At 56.8% G+C, this 15,999-nt stretch carries 16 protein-coding genes; 10 read left to right on the forward strand and 6 right to left on the reverse strand.

Features of this window, described 5'->3' with window-relative positions:
• The first annotated feature begins 391 nt into the window (after positions 1-391).
• Both purH and purD read left to right on the forward strand, forming a co-directional pair.
• Complete coding sequence (purH, locus tag GRPL_RS22205; RefSeq protein WP_032689985.1) at positions 392-1,981, forward strand: bifunctional phosphoribosylaminoimidazolecarboxamide formyltransferase/IMP cyclohydrolase; 1,590 nt, start codon at positions 392-394, stop codon at positions 1,979-1,981.
• A gap of 15 nt (positions 1,982-1,996) precedes the next feature.
• On the forward strand, positions 1,997-3,286 hold the full coding sequence (purD, locus tag GRPL_RS22200) for a phosphoribosylamine--glycine ligase (RefSeq protein WP_032695569.1): 1,290 nt from the start codon (positions 1,997-1,999) through the stop codon (positions 3,284-3,286).
• 189 nt (positions 3,287-3,475) lie between these two features.
• Here the strand turns inward: purD and GRPL_RS22195 are convergent, their stop codons facing one another.
• The 6 genes from GRPL_RS22195 to nudC all read right to left on the reverse strand — a co-directional run bounded on the left by GRPL_RS22195 (position 3,476) and on the right by nudC (position 7,831).
• Entirely contained in the window at positions 3,476-4,168 is a 693-nt protein-coding gene (locus GRPL_RS22195; protein ID WP_032698412.1) for a DUF1481 domain-containing protein, read from the reverse strand.
• Between the two features lie 12 nt (positions 4,169-4,180).
• Positions 4,181-4,453 carry a nucleoid-associated protein HU-alpha gene (gene hupA / locus GRPL_RS22190; RefSeq protein WP_004097675.1) on the reverse strand — a complete coding sequence of 91 codons (273 nt, stop codon included), beginning with the start codon at positions 4,451-4,453 and terminating at the stop codon, positions 4,181-4,183.
• Between the two features lie 186 nt (positions 4,454-4,639).
• The gene (locus GRPL_RS22185; protein WP_032689989.1) at positions 4,640-5,230 is read right to left on the reverse strand and encodes a YjaG family protein; all 591 of its coding nucleotides are present in this window, start codon (positions 5,228-5,230) and stop codon (positions 4,640-4,642) included.
• A gap of 42 nt (positions 5,231-5,272) precedes the next feature.
• Positions 5,273-5,944: a deoxyribonuclease V gene (nfi, locus tag GRPL_RS22180; protein ID WP_032695570.1), complete on the reverse strand. Its 672-nt coding sequence runs from the start codon at positions 5,942-5,944 to the stop codon at positions 5,273-5,275.
• A gap of 9 nt (positions 5,945-5,953) precedes the next feature.
• Positions 5,954-7,018, reverse strand: a complete 1,065-nt coding sequence (gene hemE, locus GRPL_RS22175; protein ID WP_032698408.1) for a uroporphyrinogen decarboxylase — start codon at positions 7,016-7,018, stop codon at positions 5,954-5,956.
• A gap of 39 nt (positions 7,019-7,057) precedes the next feature.
• Complete coding sequence (gene nudC / locus GRPL_RS22170) at positions 7,058-7,831, reverse strand: NAD(+) diphosphatase (RefSeq protein ID WP_032698409.1); 774 nt, start codon at positions 7,829-7,831, stop codon at positions 7,058-7,060.
• A gap of 93 nt (positions 7,832-7,924) precedes the next feature.
• Here nudC and GRPL_RS22165 point away from each other — a divergent pair, with 93 nt between their 5' ends.
• From GRPL_RS22165 to GRPL_RS22130, 8 genes are all read left to right on the forward strand, one after another.
• On the forward strand, positions 7,925-8,422 hold the full coding sequence (locus GRPL_RS22165) for an Rsd/AlgQ family anti-sigma factor (RefSeq protein ID WP_032695571.1): 498 nt from the start codon (positions 7,925-7,927) through the stop codon (positions 8,420-8,422).
• 364 nt (positions 8,423-8,786) lie between these two features.
• Positions 8,787-10,682 carry a phosphomethylpyrimidine synthase ThiC gene (thiC, locus tag GRPL_RS22160; RefSeq protein WP_032689994.1) on the forward strand — a complete coding sequence of 632 codons (1,896 nt, stop codon included), beginning with the start codon at positions 8,787-8,789 and terminating at the stop codon, positions 10,680-10,682.
• Positions 10,682-11,317, forward strand: coding sequence for a thiamine phosphate synthase (thiE, locus tag GRPL_RS22155; RefSeq protein WP_032698410.1), 636 nt, complete (start codon positions 10,682-10,684; stop codon positions 11,315-11,317). Before thiC ends, thiE begins: the two co-directional genes overlap by 1 nt.
• A complete protein-coding gene (locus GRPL_RS22150; protein ID WP_032698411.1) occupies positions 11,310-12,065 on the forward strand; it encodes a HesA/MoeB/ThiF family protein in 756 nt (251 codons plus the stop codon). Before thiE ends, GRPL_RS22150 begins: the two co-directional genes overlap by 8 nt.
• Positions 12,049-12,249: a sulfur carrier protein ThiS gene (gene thiS / locus GRPL_RS22145; protein WP_032689998.1), complete on the forward strand. Its 201-nt coding sequence runs from the start codon at positions 12,049-12,051 to the stop codon at positions 12,247-12,249. Before GRPL_RS22150 ends, thiS begins: the two co-directional genes overlap by 17 nt.
• A gap of 1 nt (position 12,250) precedes the next feature.
• The gene (thiG, locus tag GRPL_RS22140; RefSeq protein WP_032689999.1) at positions 12,251-13,021 is read left to right on the forward strand and encodes a thiazole synthase; all 771 of its coding nucleotides are present in this window, start codon (positions 12,251-12,253) and stop codon (positions 13,019-13,021) included.
• Entirely contained in the window at positions 13,018-14,151 is a 1,134-nt protein-coding gene (gene thiH / locus GRPL_RS22135; RefSeq protein ID WP_032695574.1) for a 2-iminoacetate synthase ThiH, read from the forward strand. The genes thiG and thiH overlap by 4 nt, the downstream gene beginning before the upstream one ends.
• 308 nt (positions 14,152-14,459) lie before the next feature.
• Positions 14,460-15,992 (forward strand): sensor domain-containing diguanylate cyclase, encoded by a 1,533-nt coding sequence (locus GRPL_RS22130; protein ID WP_032698413.1) that lies wholly within the window; start codon positions 14,460-14,462, stop codon positions 15,990-15,992.
• Positions 15,993-15,999 lie beyond the last annotated feature (7 nt).

The following is a 15,999-nucleotide window of genomic DNA, read 5'->3' on the forward strand; positions in this document are numbered from 1 at the left end:
GTTTTCTCTTTCAACCCGGCGGCTTGTTTGCCGTTGTTCCGTGTCGATGGAGGCGCATTATAGGGAGTTCTCGAGCGCCCGCAATAGAAAAATTGCAGAAAAATGACTGACTGCTGCATTCCCCAGCAAAACCCCGCTTTATACCCTGTTACACACAGAATTATCCACAGACCACGCCTGTTCTTAGCTGATAAAGGCCGTCAAAAGCCCCTTCTATATAGAGAAGAGATCGGCAAAAAGAGAAAGATAAAAATTCGCGAGCGTTGCGCAAACGTTTTCGTTACAATGCCGCGCTATGACAAGGATGCCCGGTTGGGTGCGTTAGGTGAGTTTTTAGACAAAAACTCACCTAACGCTCTCTGTAATGTTCAAATCCTGGGGATTTAATACCATGCAACAACGTCGTCCAGTCCGCCGCGCTCTGCTCAGTGTTTCTGACAAGGCCGGTATCGTCGAATTCGCGCAGGCTCTTTCCGCTCGTGGTGTTGAGCTACTGTCTACGGGTGGTACCGCACGCCTGCTGGCTGAGAAAGGTCTGCCGGTAACCGAAGTCTCTGACTACACCGGTTTCCCGGAAATGATGGATGGACGCGTTAAGACCCTGCATCCAAAAGTACACGGCGGCATTCTCGGCCGTCGCGGCCAGGATGACGAGATCATGGCCCAGCACGCGATCTCTCCTATCGATATGGTTGTTGTTAACCTTTATCCGTTTGCCCAGACCGTCGCCCGCGAAGGGTGCTCGCTGGAAGATGCGGTGGAGAATATCGATATCGGCGGCCCGACCATGGTGCGCTCCGCAGCCAAGAACCATAAAGACGTGGCTATCGTCGTGAAGAGCCATGACTACCACGCCATTATTAAAGAGATGGATGCGAACGACGGTTCCCTGACTCTGGAAACCCGCTTCGATCTCGCCATTAAAGCTTTCGAGCACACCGCTGCCTACGACAGCATGATTGCCAACTACTTCGGCAGCATGGTTCCGGCCTATCATGGTGAGACTCAGGAAGCCTCCGGCCGCTTCCCGCGTACGCTGAACCTGAACTTCATTAAGAAGCAGGATATGCGCTACGGCGAGAACAGCCATCAGCAGGCTGCCTTCTATATAGAAGAAGACATTAAAGAAGCGTCGGTGGCGACCGCCACTCAGGTTCAAGGCAAAGCCCTTTCTTATAACAACATCGCGGATACCGATGCGGCGCTGGAGTGCGTGAAAGAGTTCAGCGAACCGGCCTGCGTGATTGTTAAACACGCCAACCCGTGCGGCGTTGCGGTCAGCGACTCAATTCTGGATGCTTACGATCGCGCCTACAAAACCGACCCGACCTCCGCATTCGGCGGCATTATCGCCTTCAACCGCGAACTGGATGCGGAAACCGCACAGGCCATCATTTCTCGCCAGTTTGTTGAAGTGATCATTGCGCCATCCGCCAGCGAAGAGGCCCTGAAGATTACTGCGGCCAAGCAGAACGTCCGCGTTCTGACCTGCGGCGAGTGGGCGGCACGCGTTCCAGGACTCGATTTCAAACGCGTTAACGGCGGCCTGCTGGTTCAGGATCGCGACCTGGGCATGGTCACCGAGGGCGATCTGCGCGTGGTGACGAAACGCCAGCCTACCGAGCAGGAACTGCGTGACGCGCTGTTCTGCTGGAAAGTGGCGAAGTTCGTGAAATCCAACGCCATTGTCTATGCAAAAGAGAACATGACCATCGGGATAGGTGCAGGCCAGATGAGCCGCGTTTACTCGGCGAAAATTGCCGGTATCAAAGCGGGCGATGAAGGTCTGGAAGTGAAAGGCTCGGCAATGGCTTCTGACGCCTTCTTCCCGTTCCGTGACGGTATCGACGCTGCTGCTGCAGTGGGCATTACCTGTGTTATCCAGCCTGGCGGCTCTATCCGTGACGACGAAGTCATTGCCGCAGCTGACGAACACGGCATTGCGATGATCTTCACCGACATGCGTCACTTCCGCCATTAATTCACGGAGCAGAACATGAAAGTATTAGTGATTGGCAACGGCGGCCGCGAGCACGCGCTGGGATGGAAAGCGGCACAGTCTCCGCTGGTTGATACCGTCTACGTGGCGCCGGGTAACGCCGGCACAGCCCTGGAACCTGCGCTGCAAAACGTCAATATCGGCGTGACCGATATTCCGGCGCTGCTGGACTTTGCCCAGCGCGAGAAGATCGATCTGACCATCGTCGGCCCGGAAGCGCCGCTGGTGATTGGCATTGTCGATGCGTTCCGCGCTGCGGGCCTGAAAATCTTCGGCCCGACCGAAGGCGCCGCCCAGCTGGAAGGCTCAAAAGCCTTTACCAAAGATTTCCTCGCGCGGCATAACATTCCGACCGCGGAATATCAGAACTTTACCGAAGTCGAACCTGCACTGGCCTATCTGCGCGAAAAAGGCGCCCCGATTGTTATCAAGGCGGACGGTCTGGCGGCCGGTAAAGGCGTGATTGTCGCGATGACGCTGCAAGAAGCGGAAGAGGCGGTTCAGGATATGCTGGCCGGCAACGCCTTTGGCGACGCGGGCCATCGGATCGTGATTGAAGAGTTCCTCGATGGTGAAGAGGCCAGCTTTATCGTCATGGTCGACGGCGAGCACGTTCTGCCGATGGCCACCAGCCAGGACCACAAACGCGTAGGCAATGGCGATACCGGACCGAACACCGGTGGTATGGGCGCCTATTCACCCGCCCCGGTGGTCACGGATGAGGTGCATCAGCGCACCATGGATCGCATTATTTGGCCAACGGTCAAAGGCATGGCGGCGGAAGGCAATACCTATACCGGCTTCCTGTACGCCGGTCTGATGATCGACAAACAGGGCAATCCAAAAGTCATCGAGTTCAACTGTCGTTTCGGCGATCCGGAAACGCAGCCCATTATGCTGCGTATGAAATCCGACATGGTGGAGCTGTGCCTCGCCGCCTGTGACGGTAAGCTGGATGAGAAAACCTCCGAGTGGGACGATCGCGCCTCGCTGGGCATCGTGGTTGCCGCAGGCGGCTATCCGGGCAGCTACGCCACCGGCGACGAAATCTTCGGCCTGCCGCAGGAAGAAGCGGTGGATGGCAAGGTCTTCCATGCCGGGACGAAGCTTGCCGACGACCAGCGCGTGGTGACTAACGGCGGCCGCGTACTGTGCGTGACGGCGTTGGGCGACACCGTAGCCCAGGCGCAGCAGCGCGCCTACGAACTCCTGACCGGTATTCATTGGGAAGGAAGCTTCAGCCGTAGCGATATTGGCTGGCGCGCTATTGCCCGCGAGCAACGCTAGCGCCTGAGCGAGACCTCATAACAGGCCTCATTGACGGGCGGCTTCATTCTGGAGTCGCCCGTTTTTTATTGTCAGCCCGCCATCCTGTCGCGGAGGATATGCGGCTACGCGCCTCAGAGAAGCGTATGGTGGAAAAGGACAGAGGGAATGGTAACCGCGCTGATAGCGCGAAGCGGCGCTGACCGGAGGTCAGAAGGTTTTTTCCTGCGGCTGCCAGGTACAGAAGTCTTCATTGGCCACCAGCAAAAGCTGAGCGCCGTCTGAGGCTTCCAGCCACGCCACGCTCACCTCAACGGAGGAGTGATTCTGGCGGCGTTCAATATGGGCTAAGGCCCGGACATCCAGATCCGGCTTCACGGTTTGCCCTTCACAGGTCGTCACCGTCTGGTTGGCATGCCAGCGCCCCTGACGCAGAACAACGCGCCCTTGCCGCAATGCATCGCTGGTCTGGCGAATTTGCGTTGCCCGGTAGCGGTAAAGCGCCACCTGATCGCTGGAAAGCTGCTGCTTTTGTCCGTCCACTTCGCGCTGCATAAAGCTCAGCTCGCCCTGGTCATCAAAACGGGCGCGAATGTGTTCCGTCGGTTTGCCGTAGACGTTGAGCTCGATAAGCGTGAGTCGGTCACCCTGCCAGCGGTATTCGCTGGTTGAAGTATTGCCGTGACGCCACGGGCTAAAGGCAGCAAGCAGATGTACTTCGCCGTTGGAGTCCAGACGCCAGATACGCATCGCGCCCTGGTTGTCCGCATACCCGCTGGCGGTAAAAGGCGGGACAGAAGAATCATGGCTACAGGCAGAGATCAGCACGACGCCTGCCAGCATCAATACGCGACGCCAGATAGACAAAAGGGGCTTTAAGGCCCCTTCGTTAAAACTGTACACTGCCACGCGGTCTTACTTAACTGCGTCTTTCAGTGCTTTACCAGAAACAAACGCCGGCACGTTAGCAGCGGCAATTTTGATTTCGTTACCGGTCTGCGGGTTGCGGCCAGTACGCTCAGCGCGGTGGTTCACTTTGAAGGTACCGAAACCAACCAGTTGAACAGCATCACCTTCTTTCAGAGACTCAGTAATTGCAGCCAGGGTAGATTCCAGGGCAGCTTTTGCCTGTGCTTTGGACAGGTCAGCTTTGTCCGCAATTACATCAATCAGTTGAGTCTTGTTCATAAGTTATCCTTACAATGTGTTTATCGCTTGCTAAGCACCGAGTGCGACGGAAATGCCTGAAAAGCACTCTCCTGCATACACGCACCGATAGCCACTTTTTTTCGCCCTCCAAATGTAGACCAGACGGGGGGCGGAATGGAAGCCTTCAGACGCTACAATTCAGGCGGTAAATCACGTTTTCTGGTCTCACTGCTGAAAATTTATACCAATATTGCTCTCGCCGGCTTCACGAAGGTCTGCGCGCAGCCCTTTGATCAGTTCAATATCGCGTTCTTCACACTCGGCCAGCAGACGGAAAATTTCCCACTGAATATCCCATTCTTGCTCAACCGCCGGGTTCTCTTTGAGCTCTTCGTCGGTCATTTCACGACCTGCCTGGGTCATTTCCAGCATCGCGACGGTCGTAATCGAACTCTTGCTCACCTCAATGGCATGCTCAAGCGTTTCTCCGCTCAGACGCGAATGAATCAGTTCACTCAGAGCAACACAGGCATCGATAGCCGGGTACACGCCGTACAGATCATAGTCGTCGGCAACCGGAATCGCCTCTTCCAGTTTTTCCAGCTGGCTATCGAAATTCACCTTCGCATCTTTGACGGTCAGGGTTTCCCAAATCAGATCGAGGATACGACGATACAGCTGGCCATCGGCAAATCCGGTTTGCTGGCAGAACATCGCGTAATTGGGGTACATGCGCTCGCACAAACAGGCCATAAAGGTGACGTGCTGCCAACTTTCCAGCTTCTCCAGGCGCAGATGAATCGGGTTTTGTAACATGATGAATTCTCGAAGTCAGAAATTAGCCGCAGTGTACCTGAATCAGCGCTGATTTGCTTGCCAACGCACAAATGCCGGACGCCGCGAGGCAACCGCATCGGCCCAGCGCGTAGGCTCCGGCAGGCGGTAGCCCTTGATGCAGCGCTGAACCCATGTCAGCGCACTATCGAGAGCCACCCGGTGACCGGTGCTGACAAACAGCGGGTTGCAACGCGCTTTGCTGCGCCAGACCCACGCCAGCTGTTCGTTTTTATCCATCAGCGGCGCCAGTGCCCCCGGTTCATCGCCGGGAAGCGTAAAGCGCCCGCACAGGCGCTTTTTCGCCACCCCAATGGTCGGGACATCCACCAGCAGACCAAAATGGCTGGCGACGCCCAGACGCCGGGGATGAGAAATCCCGTGGCCGTCGACAAATAAGAGATCGGGTTTTTGGGAAAGCTGTTCCCACGCCGCCAGCAGCGCGGGCGTTTCACGAAAGGAGAGAAAACCGGGGATATACGGCATGGTGGTGGCCACTCGCGCCACCTGATACTCAACCAGTTCCAGAGATGGATAAGCGAGCAGCACAATAGCCGCCCGCGTCACTTCACCTTCTTGCTCGAAGCCAACGTCCGCACCGCCGATCAGCCGCGGAGGCTCCCGATCCAGTCGATCCTCACGAATGACCGACGCGGCCAGCTCCTGCTGCCGTTCGCGTAGCGACGCCAGATCCATATTCGCTCCTTAGCGATGGTATTGCGCCGACAGCCGGTGCACTGCTTCCACAAATACGCCGGCGTGTTCAGGATTCACATCCTGATGGATGCCATGACCCAGGTTGAAGACATGGCCCTCTCCCTGACCAAAGCCGGCCAGTATGGTCGCCACTTCTTCTTCAATACGGCCAGCGGGCGCGTAGAGCATGGAAGGGTCCATATTGCCCTGTAGCGCCACTTTGTGGCCGACGCGACGGCGAGCGTCGGCGATATCGGTGGTCCAGTCGAGACCCAGCGCATCGCAGCCGGTTTCGGCCATCGCTTCCAGCCACTGTCCGCCGCCTTTGGTGAATAAGGTCACCGGTACGCGGCGGCCTTCGTTTTCACGCAGCAGGCCATCAACGATTTTGTGCATGTAATAGAGCGAGAACTGCTGATAATCGCGGCCGGTCAGCACGCCACCCCAGGTATCGAAAATCATCACCGACTGGGCGCCCGCTTTGATTTGCGCGTTCAGGTACAGCGTGACGCTTTTAGCCAGCTTTTCGAGCAGCGCGTGTAGCGCCTGCGGGTCGGCATACATCATTTTTTTGATGACAGTGAAGGCCTTACTGCTGCCCCCTTCAACCATATAGGTCGCCAGGGTCCACGGACTGCCCGAGAAACCAATCAGCGGAACTTCGCCTTTTAGCTCACGACGAATGGTGCGCACGGCATTCATCACGTAACCGAGTTCATCTTCCGGATCGGGGATCGGCAGTTTGTCGACATCAGCCTTGCCGGTAATTGTCGAGGTAAAACGTGGACCTTCGCCGGTTTCGAAATAGAGCCCCAGCCCCATTGCGTCAGGGATGGTCAAAATGTCCGAGAAGAGGATCGCCGCATCCAGCGCATAGCGGCGCAGCGGCTGCAATGTCACTTCGCAGGCCAGCTCGGCGTTTTTACACAGCGACATAAAGTCGCCCGCTTCTGCGCGAGTGGCTTTGTACTCCGGTAAATAGCGGCCCGCCTGGCGCATCATCCACACCGGGGTCACATCAACGGGTTGGCGCAGCAGCGCACGCAGGTAACGATCGTTCTTCAGTTCGGTCATTTTGCAGTTCCTTAAGCGTCAGGCCGTTATTGTATCACGTCATTCCTCGTCGGCCCGACAGATTGCCACGGTGTCTTCTATCAGGCGGCGTGCGACGGTACCCGGCGGCGGCAGCAGCGGTAAAGCGTCATAGCGATACCAGCCAGCCTGCAACAGCTCTTTCTTATCGATCACAATGTCGCCGCTGTCATATTCCGCCATAAATGCGGTCATTAGCGACTGCGGGAACGGCCACGGCTGGGAGGTCACGTAACGCAGATTTTTCACCTTCAGACCGCACTCTTCCATGACCTCGCGGGCAACCGCCTGCTCAAGGGTCTCTCCCACTTCGACAAACCCGGCCAGTACCGTATGTACGCCATTGCGATGGCGGGTATGCTGTGCCAGCAAGATAGAATCGCCCCGACGAATCGCCACGATCATGCAGGGCGCGATTTGCGGGTAATAACGTTCGCGGCAGTGGCTGCATAGCATCGCCCATTCAGTTTTGCTGGGATGCATAGGATGCCCGCAGTAACCGCAGAATTTATGCGAGCGGTAAAATTCGGCCAGTTGGATCCCGCGCCCCGCCAGTTGAAACAGCCCCGGATCCTGATCCAATAACTGACGCAACGATCCCATATCATGCCGACGATCCTGGCGCACCATCCACACCGCGTCGCCTTGCCATTCGCCAATATGCAGTGCGTGCTGGCCGACAAGATTAAAATTTACCGCTTCGCCATGTGGTAATTCCCCGTCGGGTAACCATAATTTTTGTTCGTGACTGACGATCCACCAGCCGCGATCTAATTTTTCAATAATACGATCCATATCTATTGCACTACCTTCGTTTTACTGGCACTTTTAACATTATATTTACATTTTGGTGAGCAACGTTATTTTCTTAATCTTGCGGAGTCAACCATGTTAAACCAGCTGGAAAACCTAACGGAACGTGTTGGAGGCAGTAATGAACTGGTCGATCGCTGGCTGCATGTACGTAAGCATTTGCTCGTCGCTTACTACAAGCTGGTTGGCCTGAAACCGGGAAAAGAATCCTTTATGCGGCTTAACGAAAAGGCGCTGGATAGCTTTTGCCAAAGCCTGGTGGATTACCTCTCCTCCGGCCATTTTAGTATTTATGAACGTATTCTTGGCGAAATGGAAGGTGATACGCCACTTTTGGCAGCTACCAGGCTCTATCCGCAGCTGGAAGCCAATACCCAGCAAATTATGGATTACTACGACACCTGCCTCGAAAACGCCATCGATCACGATAATTATCTTGAGTTCCAGCAGGCGCTGTCCGATATCGGCGAAGCGCTGGAAGCCCGCTTTGCGCTGGAAGATAAGCTGATCGCCCTTGCCATTTCGTACAACCTGCAGGGCAACGTCAGCGACAATATCGCGCCGACTGCTTGAGTTGTGAACCGTTAACGAGTAATTTACAGACATTCTCCCTCTGCGGAGGGAGTGCTATCTTGTCGGAGTGCCTATTTTCTACAAAAGCATTCGTGATGCCTCAAGACGGCCAGTCAATGAACTTCCAGGAGCTTACATCAGTAAGTGACTGGAGTGAGCGGACGAAGCCAACGAAGAGGCAGCGCGAAGAATAAAGTGGAAAAGGCTGAGACCGTTAATTCGGGATCCGCGGAACCTGATCAGGCTAATACCTGCGAAGGGAACAAGAGTAAACTGCTATTCGCGACCGTCCGTCCAGGACCGATCGCCTCTGTTACTCCATCCGTCGTCTGACAAGCCATCTCCTCTTTATCTGGAATGAGCTATGTCCGCAAGCAAACCGACCCGCCGGGAACAGCGCGAACGCGCGCAACACTTTATTGACACTCTGGAAGGCACCGCCTTTCCCCGCTCACGACGCATCTATGTTCAGGGCGCGCAGGATAATATTCGCGTACCGATGCGCGAAATCCAGCTCAGCCCCACGCCGATCGGCGGCGACAAAATCAACCCGCAGTATGAAGAGAACGAAGCCATACCGGTGTATGACACCTCCGGCCCCTATGGCGATCCTGATATCGCCATCGACGTCCGGCAGGGACTGGCGAAGCTGCGTCAGCCGTGGATTGACGCTCGCCACGATTGCGAGCCGCTACGCGAACGCAGCTCCCTCTACACCAAAGCGCGTCTGGCCGATGAGGAGCTGGATGCGCTGCGCTTTAGCGGCTCGCTGGCCCCCAAACGCGCAAAATCAGGCAAATGCGTCACGCAACTCCACTACGCACGTCAGGGCATCGTCACGCCGGAGATGGCGTTTATCGCTATCCGGGAAAATATGGGCCGCGAGCGCATTCGCAGCGAGGTGCTGCGCCACCAGCATCCGGGCGAAGGTTTTGGCGCCCGCCTGCCGGAGAATATCTCCGCGGAGTTCGTCCGTGATGAAGTCGCCGCCGGTCGCGCAATCATTCCAGCAAATATCAACCATCCTGAGTCGGAACCGATGATTATCGGCCGCAATTTTCTGGTGAAGGTCAACGCCAACATCGGTAACTCGGCGGTCACCTCCTCCATCGAAGAGGAGGTAGAAAAACTGGTGTGGTCGACACGCTGGGGCGCTGACACGGTCATGGATTTGTCCACCGGACGTTATATTCACGAAACCCGCGAGTGGATCCTGCGCAACAGCCCGGTCCCTATCGGTACCGTCCCCATCTACCAGGCGCTGGAGAAGGTGAACGGTATCGCCGAAAACCTCACCTGGGAAGCCTTTCGCGACACCCTGCTGGAGCAGGCAGAACAAGGCGTTGACTATTTCACCATCCATGCCGGCGTCCTGCTGCGCTACGTGCCGATGACCGCCGGACGGCTGACCGGCATCGTCTCCCGCGGCGGGTCGATCATGGCGAAGTGGTGCCTGTCCCATCATCAGGAAAACTTCCTCTACCAGCATTTTCGCGAAATCTGCGAAATCTGCGCCGCCTATGATGTCTCGCTCTCCTTAGGCGATGGCCTGCGCCCGGGCTCCATTCAGGATGCCAACGACGAAGCGCAGTTCGCCGAGCTGCACACCCTGGGGGAGCTGACAAAAATCGCCTGGGAATATGATGTGCAGGTCATGATCGAAGGTCCAGGCCATGTACCCATGCAGATGATCCGCCGCAATATGACTGAAGAGCTGACCCACTGCCACGAAGCGCCGTTCTACACGCTTGGGCCATTAACCACCGATATCGCTCCCGGCTATGACCACTTCACCTCCGGTATCGGCGCGGCGATGATCGGCTGGTTCGGCTGCGCCATGCTCTGCTACGTCACGCCGAAAGAGCATCTCGGCCTGCCCAATAAAGAGGACGTGAAGCAAGGATTGATCACCTACAAAATCGCCGCCCATGCCGCTGACCTCGCCAAAGGGCACCCCGGAGCGCAGATCCGCGACAACGCCATGTCCAAAGCGCGGTTTGAATTCCGCTGGGAAGACCAGTTTAACCTCGCGCTCGACCCGTTCACCGCCCGCGCCTATCACGATGAAACGCTGCCGCAGGAGTCCGGCAAAGTCGCCCACTTCTGCTCCATGTGCGGGCCTAAATTCTGTTCAATGAAAATCACCCAGGAGGTCCGCGATTATGCCGCCCGGCAGCATATCGCAGCCGGTATGGCTGATAAATCCCAGGATTTCCGCGCTCTTGGCGGTGAGATCTATTTACGTAAGGAGCAAGCCTGATGTATCAACCCGATTTTCCTCCCGTCCCGTTCCGTTTAGGCCTCTATCCGGTTGTTGATAGCGTGGTATGGATTGAGCGCCTGCTGAAAGCCGGCGTGCGTACCCTTCAGCTGCGCATCAAAGATAAGCGCGACAGCGATGTTGAGGACGATGTGATCGCCGCTATCGCGCTTGGTCGTCAATATCATGCCCGGCTGTTTATCAACGACTACTGGCAGCTGGCCATCAAACATCAGGCTTACGGCGTGCATTTAGGCCAGGAGGATCTGGAAACCACAGACCTCAGCGCCATTCGCCACGCCGGCCTGCGTCTTGGGGTCTCGACCCATGACGATATGGAGATCGACGTTGCGTTGGCCGCACGCCCCTCCTATATCGCCCTGGGCCACGTTTTTCCTACGCAAACCAAACAGATGCCTTCCGCCCCTCAGGGACTGACGCAGCTCGCTCAACATATCCAGCGCCTGCGGGATTACCCGACGGTGGCGATCGGCGGCATCAGCCTGGCGCGCGCGCCGGCGGTGCTGGACACCAGCGTCGGCAGTATTGCGGTCGTCAGCGCGATTACCCAGGCGGCAGACTGGCAACAGGCCACCGCCCAGCTGCTGGAAATCGCAGGAGCAGGCGATGAATGACAGCGATTTTATGCGCTATAGCCGCCAGCTGCTGCTGGAGGATATCGCCATCGAAGGCCAGCAAAAGCTGCTGGCCAGCCGGGTATTGATCGTCGGTCTCGGCGGGCTGGGCTCGCCTGCTGCGCTGTATCTGGCTGGTGCCGGTGTCGGCACGCTGGTGCTGGCCGACGATGACGACGTGCACGTCAGCAACCTACAGCGGCAAATTCTGTTCACCAGCGATGATATCGCGCAACCCAAAACCACGGCCGCCAGAGCAAGGCTGGCTCGTCTCAACCCGCAGATTGAGCTGATTGCACTGAAGCAGCGGTTAGGCGGAAAGGCCCTGCTGGATGAAGTGGCGAAAGCCGATGTGGTACTGGATTGCACCGATAACATGGTGACCCGCCAGGCGATCAATGCCGCCTGCGTCGCACTGGCAACACCACTGATTACCGCCAGCGCCGTCGGGCTGGGAGGCCAACTGATGGTACTGACGCCGCCGTGGGAACAGGGCTGCTATCGCTGCCTGTGGCCGGACGCTCACGAGCCCGAACGCAACTGTCGTACGGCGGGCATTATCGGCCCGGTGGTCGGCATGATGGGCACCCTGCAGGCGCTGGAGGCTATCAAGCTGCTCAGCGGTATGGCGACGCCGCGTAATACTTTGCGGTTGTTCGATGCCCGCACCAGCAGCTGGCGCGCGCTTGCATTACAGCGGGCTCAGGGTTGTCCGGTATGTGGAGGGCAGCATGCAGGTGTGGTTTAACGATGAACCGTTGCAGTGCGCCGAAGCGACATCCGTCGCCGCTCTGCTCACTCAACTGGAACAGCAGCAGCCGGGCGTCGCGCTGGCGCTCAATCAACACATCCTGCCGCGCGAGCGGTGGGATCACCATCTTCTGCAGGAAGGCGACCAAATCCTGCTTTTTCAGGTTATCGCCGGAGGCTGACATGTTACGTATTGCGGATAAAACATTTGAATCACATCTTTTCACCGGTACCGGTAAATTCGCCGCCCCCGACGTCATGGTGGAGGCCATTCGCGCCTCCGGCAGTCAGCTGGTGACGCTGGCGATGAAACGCGTCGATCTCCGTCAGCATAATGACGCTATCCTCGCGCCGCTGCTGGCGGCTGGCGTGAGCCTGCTGCCCAATACCTCCGGGGCCAAAACGGCAGAAGAAGCCGTATTTGCCGCGCGTCTGGCGCGGGAGGCGCTGGGTACCCACTGGCTGAAACTGGAAATCCACCCGGACGCGCGCTGGCTGCTCCCCGATCCGATTGAAACGCTGAAAGCGGCAGAAATTCTGGTACGGGAAGGCTTCGTCGTGCTGCCCTACTGCGGCGCCGATCCGGTACTGTGCAAGCGTCTGGAAGAAGCGGGCTGCGCGGCGGTGATGCCGCTCGGCGCGCCGATCGGTTCCAACCAGGGGCTGGAAACCAAAGCGATGCTGGAAATTATTATCGAGCAGGCCACGGTACCTGTGGTGGTTGATGCCGGTATTGGCGTGCCAAGCCATGCGGCTCAGGCGCTGGAAATGGGCGCTGACGCGGTACTGGTGAATACCGCCATCGCCGTTGCCGACGACCCGGTCACCATGGCCCGCGCTTTCCGCCTGGCGATTGATGCCGGATTGCTGGCGCGACAGGCTGGCCCGGGGGCGCGCAGCGCTCAGGCGCAGGCCACCAGCCCACTGACCGGCTTTCTGGAGGCGCTGGTATGAAGACCTTCACTGACCGCTGGCGGCAGCTGGAGTGGGACGACATTCGCCTGCGTATCAACAGTAAAACCCCCGCCGACGTAGAACGTGCCCTGGCGGCAAAACAGCTCAGCCGTGACGATATGATGGCCCTGCTCTCTCCTGCCGCCGCGGGTTATCTGGAGCCTCTGGCGCAGCGCGCGCAGCGCCTGACTCGCCAGCGCTTTGGGAATACCGTCAGCTTTTATGTCCCGCTGTATCTCTCTAATCTGTGCGCCAACGATTGTACCTACTGCGGTTTCTCAATGAGTAACCGCATCAAGCGCAAGACCCTGGATGAGGCGGAAATTGCCCGTGAATGCACGGCGATCCGCGAAATGGGCTTTGAGCATCTGCTGCTGGTGACCGGCGAACATCAGGGCAAAGTCGGCATGGACTATTTTCGCCAGCATCTGCCCGCGATTCGCCGCCAGTTCGCCTCGCTGCATATGGAGGTCCAGCCGCTGGCGATGGAGGAGTACGCCGAGCTGAAAACCCTCGGGTTGGACGGCGTGATGGTCTATCAGGAGACCTATCATGAAAGCATGTATGCGAAACATCATCTGAAAGGCAAAAAGCAGGATTTCTTCTGGCGGCTGGATACGCCGGACAGACTTGGACAGGCGGGGATTGATAAGATTGGCCTTGGCGCATTAATTGGCCTCTCCGACAGCTGGCGCGTGGATTGCTTTATGGTGGCGGAACATCTGCTGTGGCTCCAGCAACGCTACTGGCGCAGCCGCTACTCCATCTCCTTTCCGCGACTACGCCCTTGCGCCGGGGGTATCGAGCCTGCCTCATTAATGGATGAACGGCAGCTGGTGCAAACCATTTGCGCCTTCCGTCTGCTGGCCCCGGAAGTGGAGCTCTCGCTCTCCACCCGTGAATCCCCCTGGTTCCGCGATCGGGTTATCCCGCTGGCCATCAACAACGTCAGCGCATTTTCGAAAACCCAGCCCGGCGGGTATGCCGATAACCACCCGGAGCTGGAGCAGTTCGCGCCTCACGATGACCGTCGCCCGGAAGAGGTCGCCAGCGCGCTGGTAGCCAACGGACTGCAGCCGGTATGGAAAGACTGGGATAGCTGGCTGGGACGCGCTTCCCGGTCATCATGATGAGGAATGTAACGCCTTAAACGTTCTTCGTGGACGATCGCAATAAGAGAAACGGGCGATGGTGGTCATCTTTCCGTTTCTCTATTCTGCCCTGGTCAGCAGTGGATGCTGTCCAGGGCGAATGATATCTCTTCCTCACTTTCGCCCTGCTCCATCGCATTGATAGCCATCACGATCGAAGATAAATCCCATCCTCCCGCTGGCCACAGTTATAATTAACCAGGCAACATCTGATTCGCTTGCCAGGCATTGCGACTAATCCTGCGCTTCTTCCCATGGAAAAAACCTTCTGGAACGATTTAAAACACATGGCTCGTCACAGTAGAAAGCTCTCTTTTACCATGCCAATTCTTATTGGCTTTACAGGGATTTTACTCAGCTTTTTGCTGATCGCCGTATTCGTCACCACGACGCAGAGACAGAACTTCCTTGAGGACTATCACCACGTTAATCGCAATTTCACCCATAACCTGGCCGTTAACTATACGGAATCGCTGCTGCGTGGAAATGATTATATCCTCGCCAGGGCAACCAAGTTCTTTGCGAAAAACGACAAGTTAAATCAGGCCATTAATATAGACCCGCAAAGTGGGTTGCAGGAATTAATGCAGCTGCAGGAGCTGATGCCAACCGTCTCTTCTATTTCGCTGGCGGATACCCAGGGCCATTACCTCCGGGCACCTGAGGTGCTGGAAAATGATAACAGCCGCGCCTTCGATCCGAAGTCCAGACCGTGGTTTATCAAACAGGCGGAAGCCAGTACTTTCAGCCACTATACCACTCCCTATCTGGATTTCTTTACACAGCATCCCACCATTACACTCTACAAACCGGTCATCTCACCGGAAGGCCGGCTCAAAGGCAGCCTCGCATTTCATCTGGATCTGACGTCAATGGGATACGCTTTGCGCCAGATGGTTGCCCCTGTTCAGGGCGAGTTTTTCGTCGTGCAGCGCGACGGGAAAGTCGTACTTCATCCGGATACCGGCGCGCTTTTTAAACCCTATGTCCGCGACGATCTCATGGACAAAATGACCAGCGCCGAGGGTCAGCTGTATGACGAGAAAAATGGCATCTGGTATTACTATTATTCGTTCACCAATCCAGACTGGTTTGTCATCTACCGCGTTGATAACACCACGCTGGTCGATTTAACCCGCTATGAAACCGATATCGTGCTTTGGGGGTTTGCCCTGGCCGCCATTGTGATTATTCTCTTTGGCCTCTACCTGCGCCATGCGTCGCACACGGTGCTGATGAATATCATCAACGCGATTAAAACCGGCGACGTCAACCGTGCTCCGCGGCTGGAAGCGATGCTGAGTAAAGCCATCGAAAGTAATAAACAGCGCGAACTGATCTATGTCCGCCAGGCTACCATCGATGCGCTCACCGGCTGTAAAAACCGCCGCGCCTTCGACAGCGATATCGCCGCGCTGATGAACGATCACCAGCCTTTCTCTCTTGCGCTGGTTGATATTGATAACTTCAAGACGATAAACGACACCTGGGGTCACCTCAATGGCGATATCGTTTTGCGCAATGTCGCCCGGGAAGGGCTGCAGATCTTCCAGCCCCTGCAAATTTCACTCTACCGCTATGGCGGCGAAGAGTTTGCCGTGATTTTCACCGGCGAGCATATTGCCAATGCGCCGGCGATACTGGAAAGCTGGCGACTCAACATTGCCCAACGCACCTGGCGTGAAGAAGGACTGACGGTAACCTTCAGCGCGGGCCTGGGAGAATGGAATATGGAGCCTCTGGAGCAGCTAGTGGTGAGCGTCGATGAAGCGCTTTATAAAGCCAAGCAGCAGGGAAAAAACCGTATCGTCCGCGCTTAAAACCGCC

Origin of the sequence: Klebsiella planticola ATCC 33531 (genome assembly GCF_000735435.1) — a bacterium.
Classification (GTDB): Bacteria; Pseudomonadota; Gammaproteobacteria; order Enterobacterales; family Enterobacteriaceae; genus Klebsiella; species Klebsiella planticola.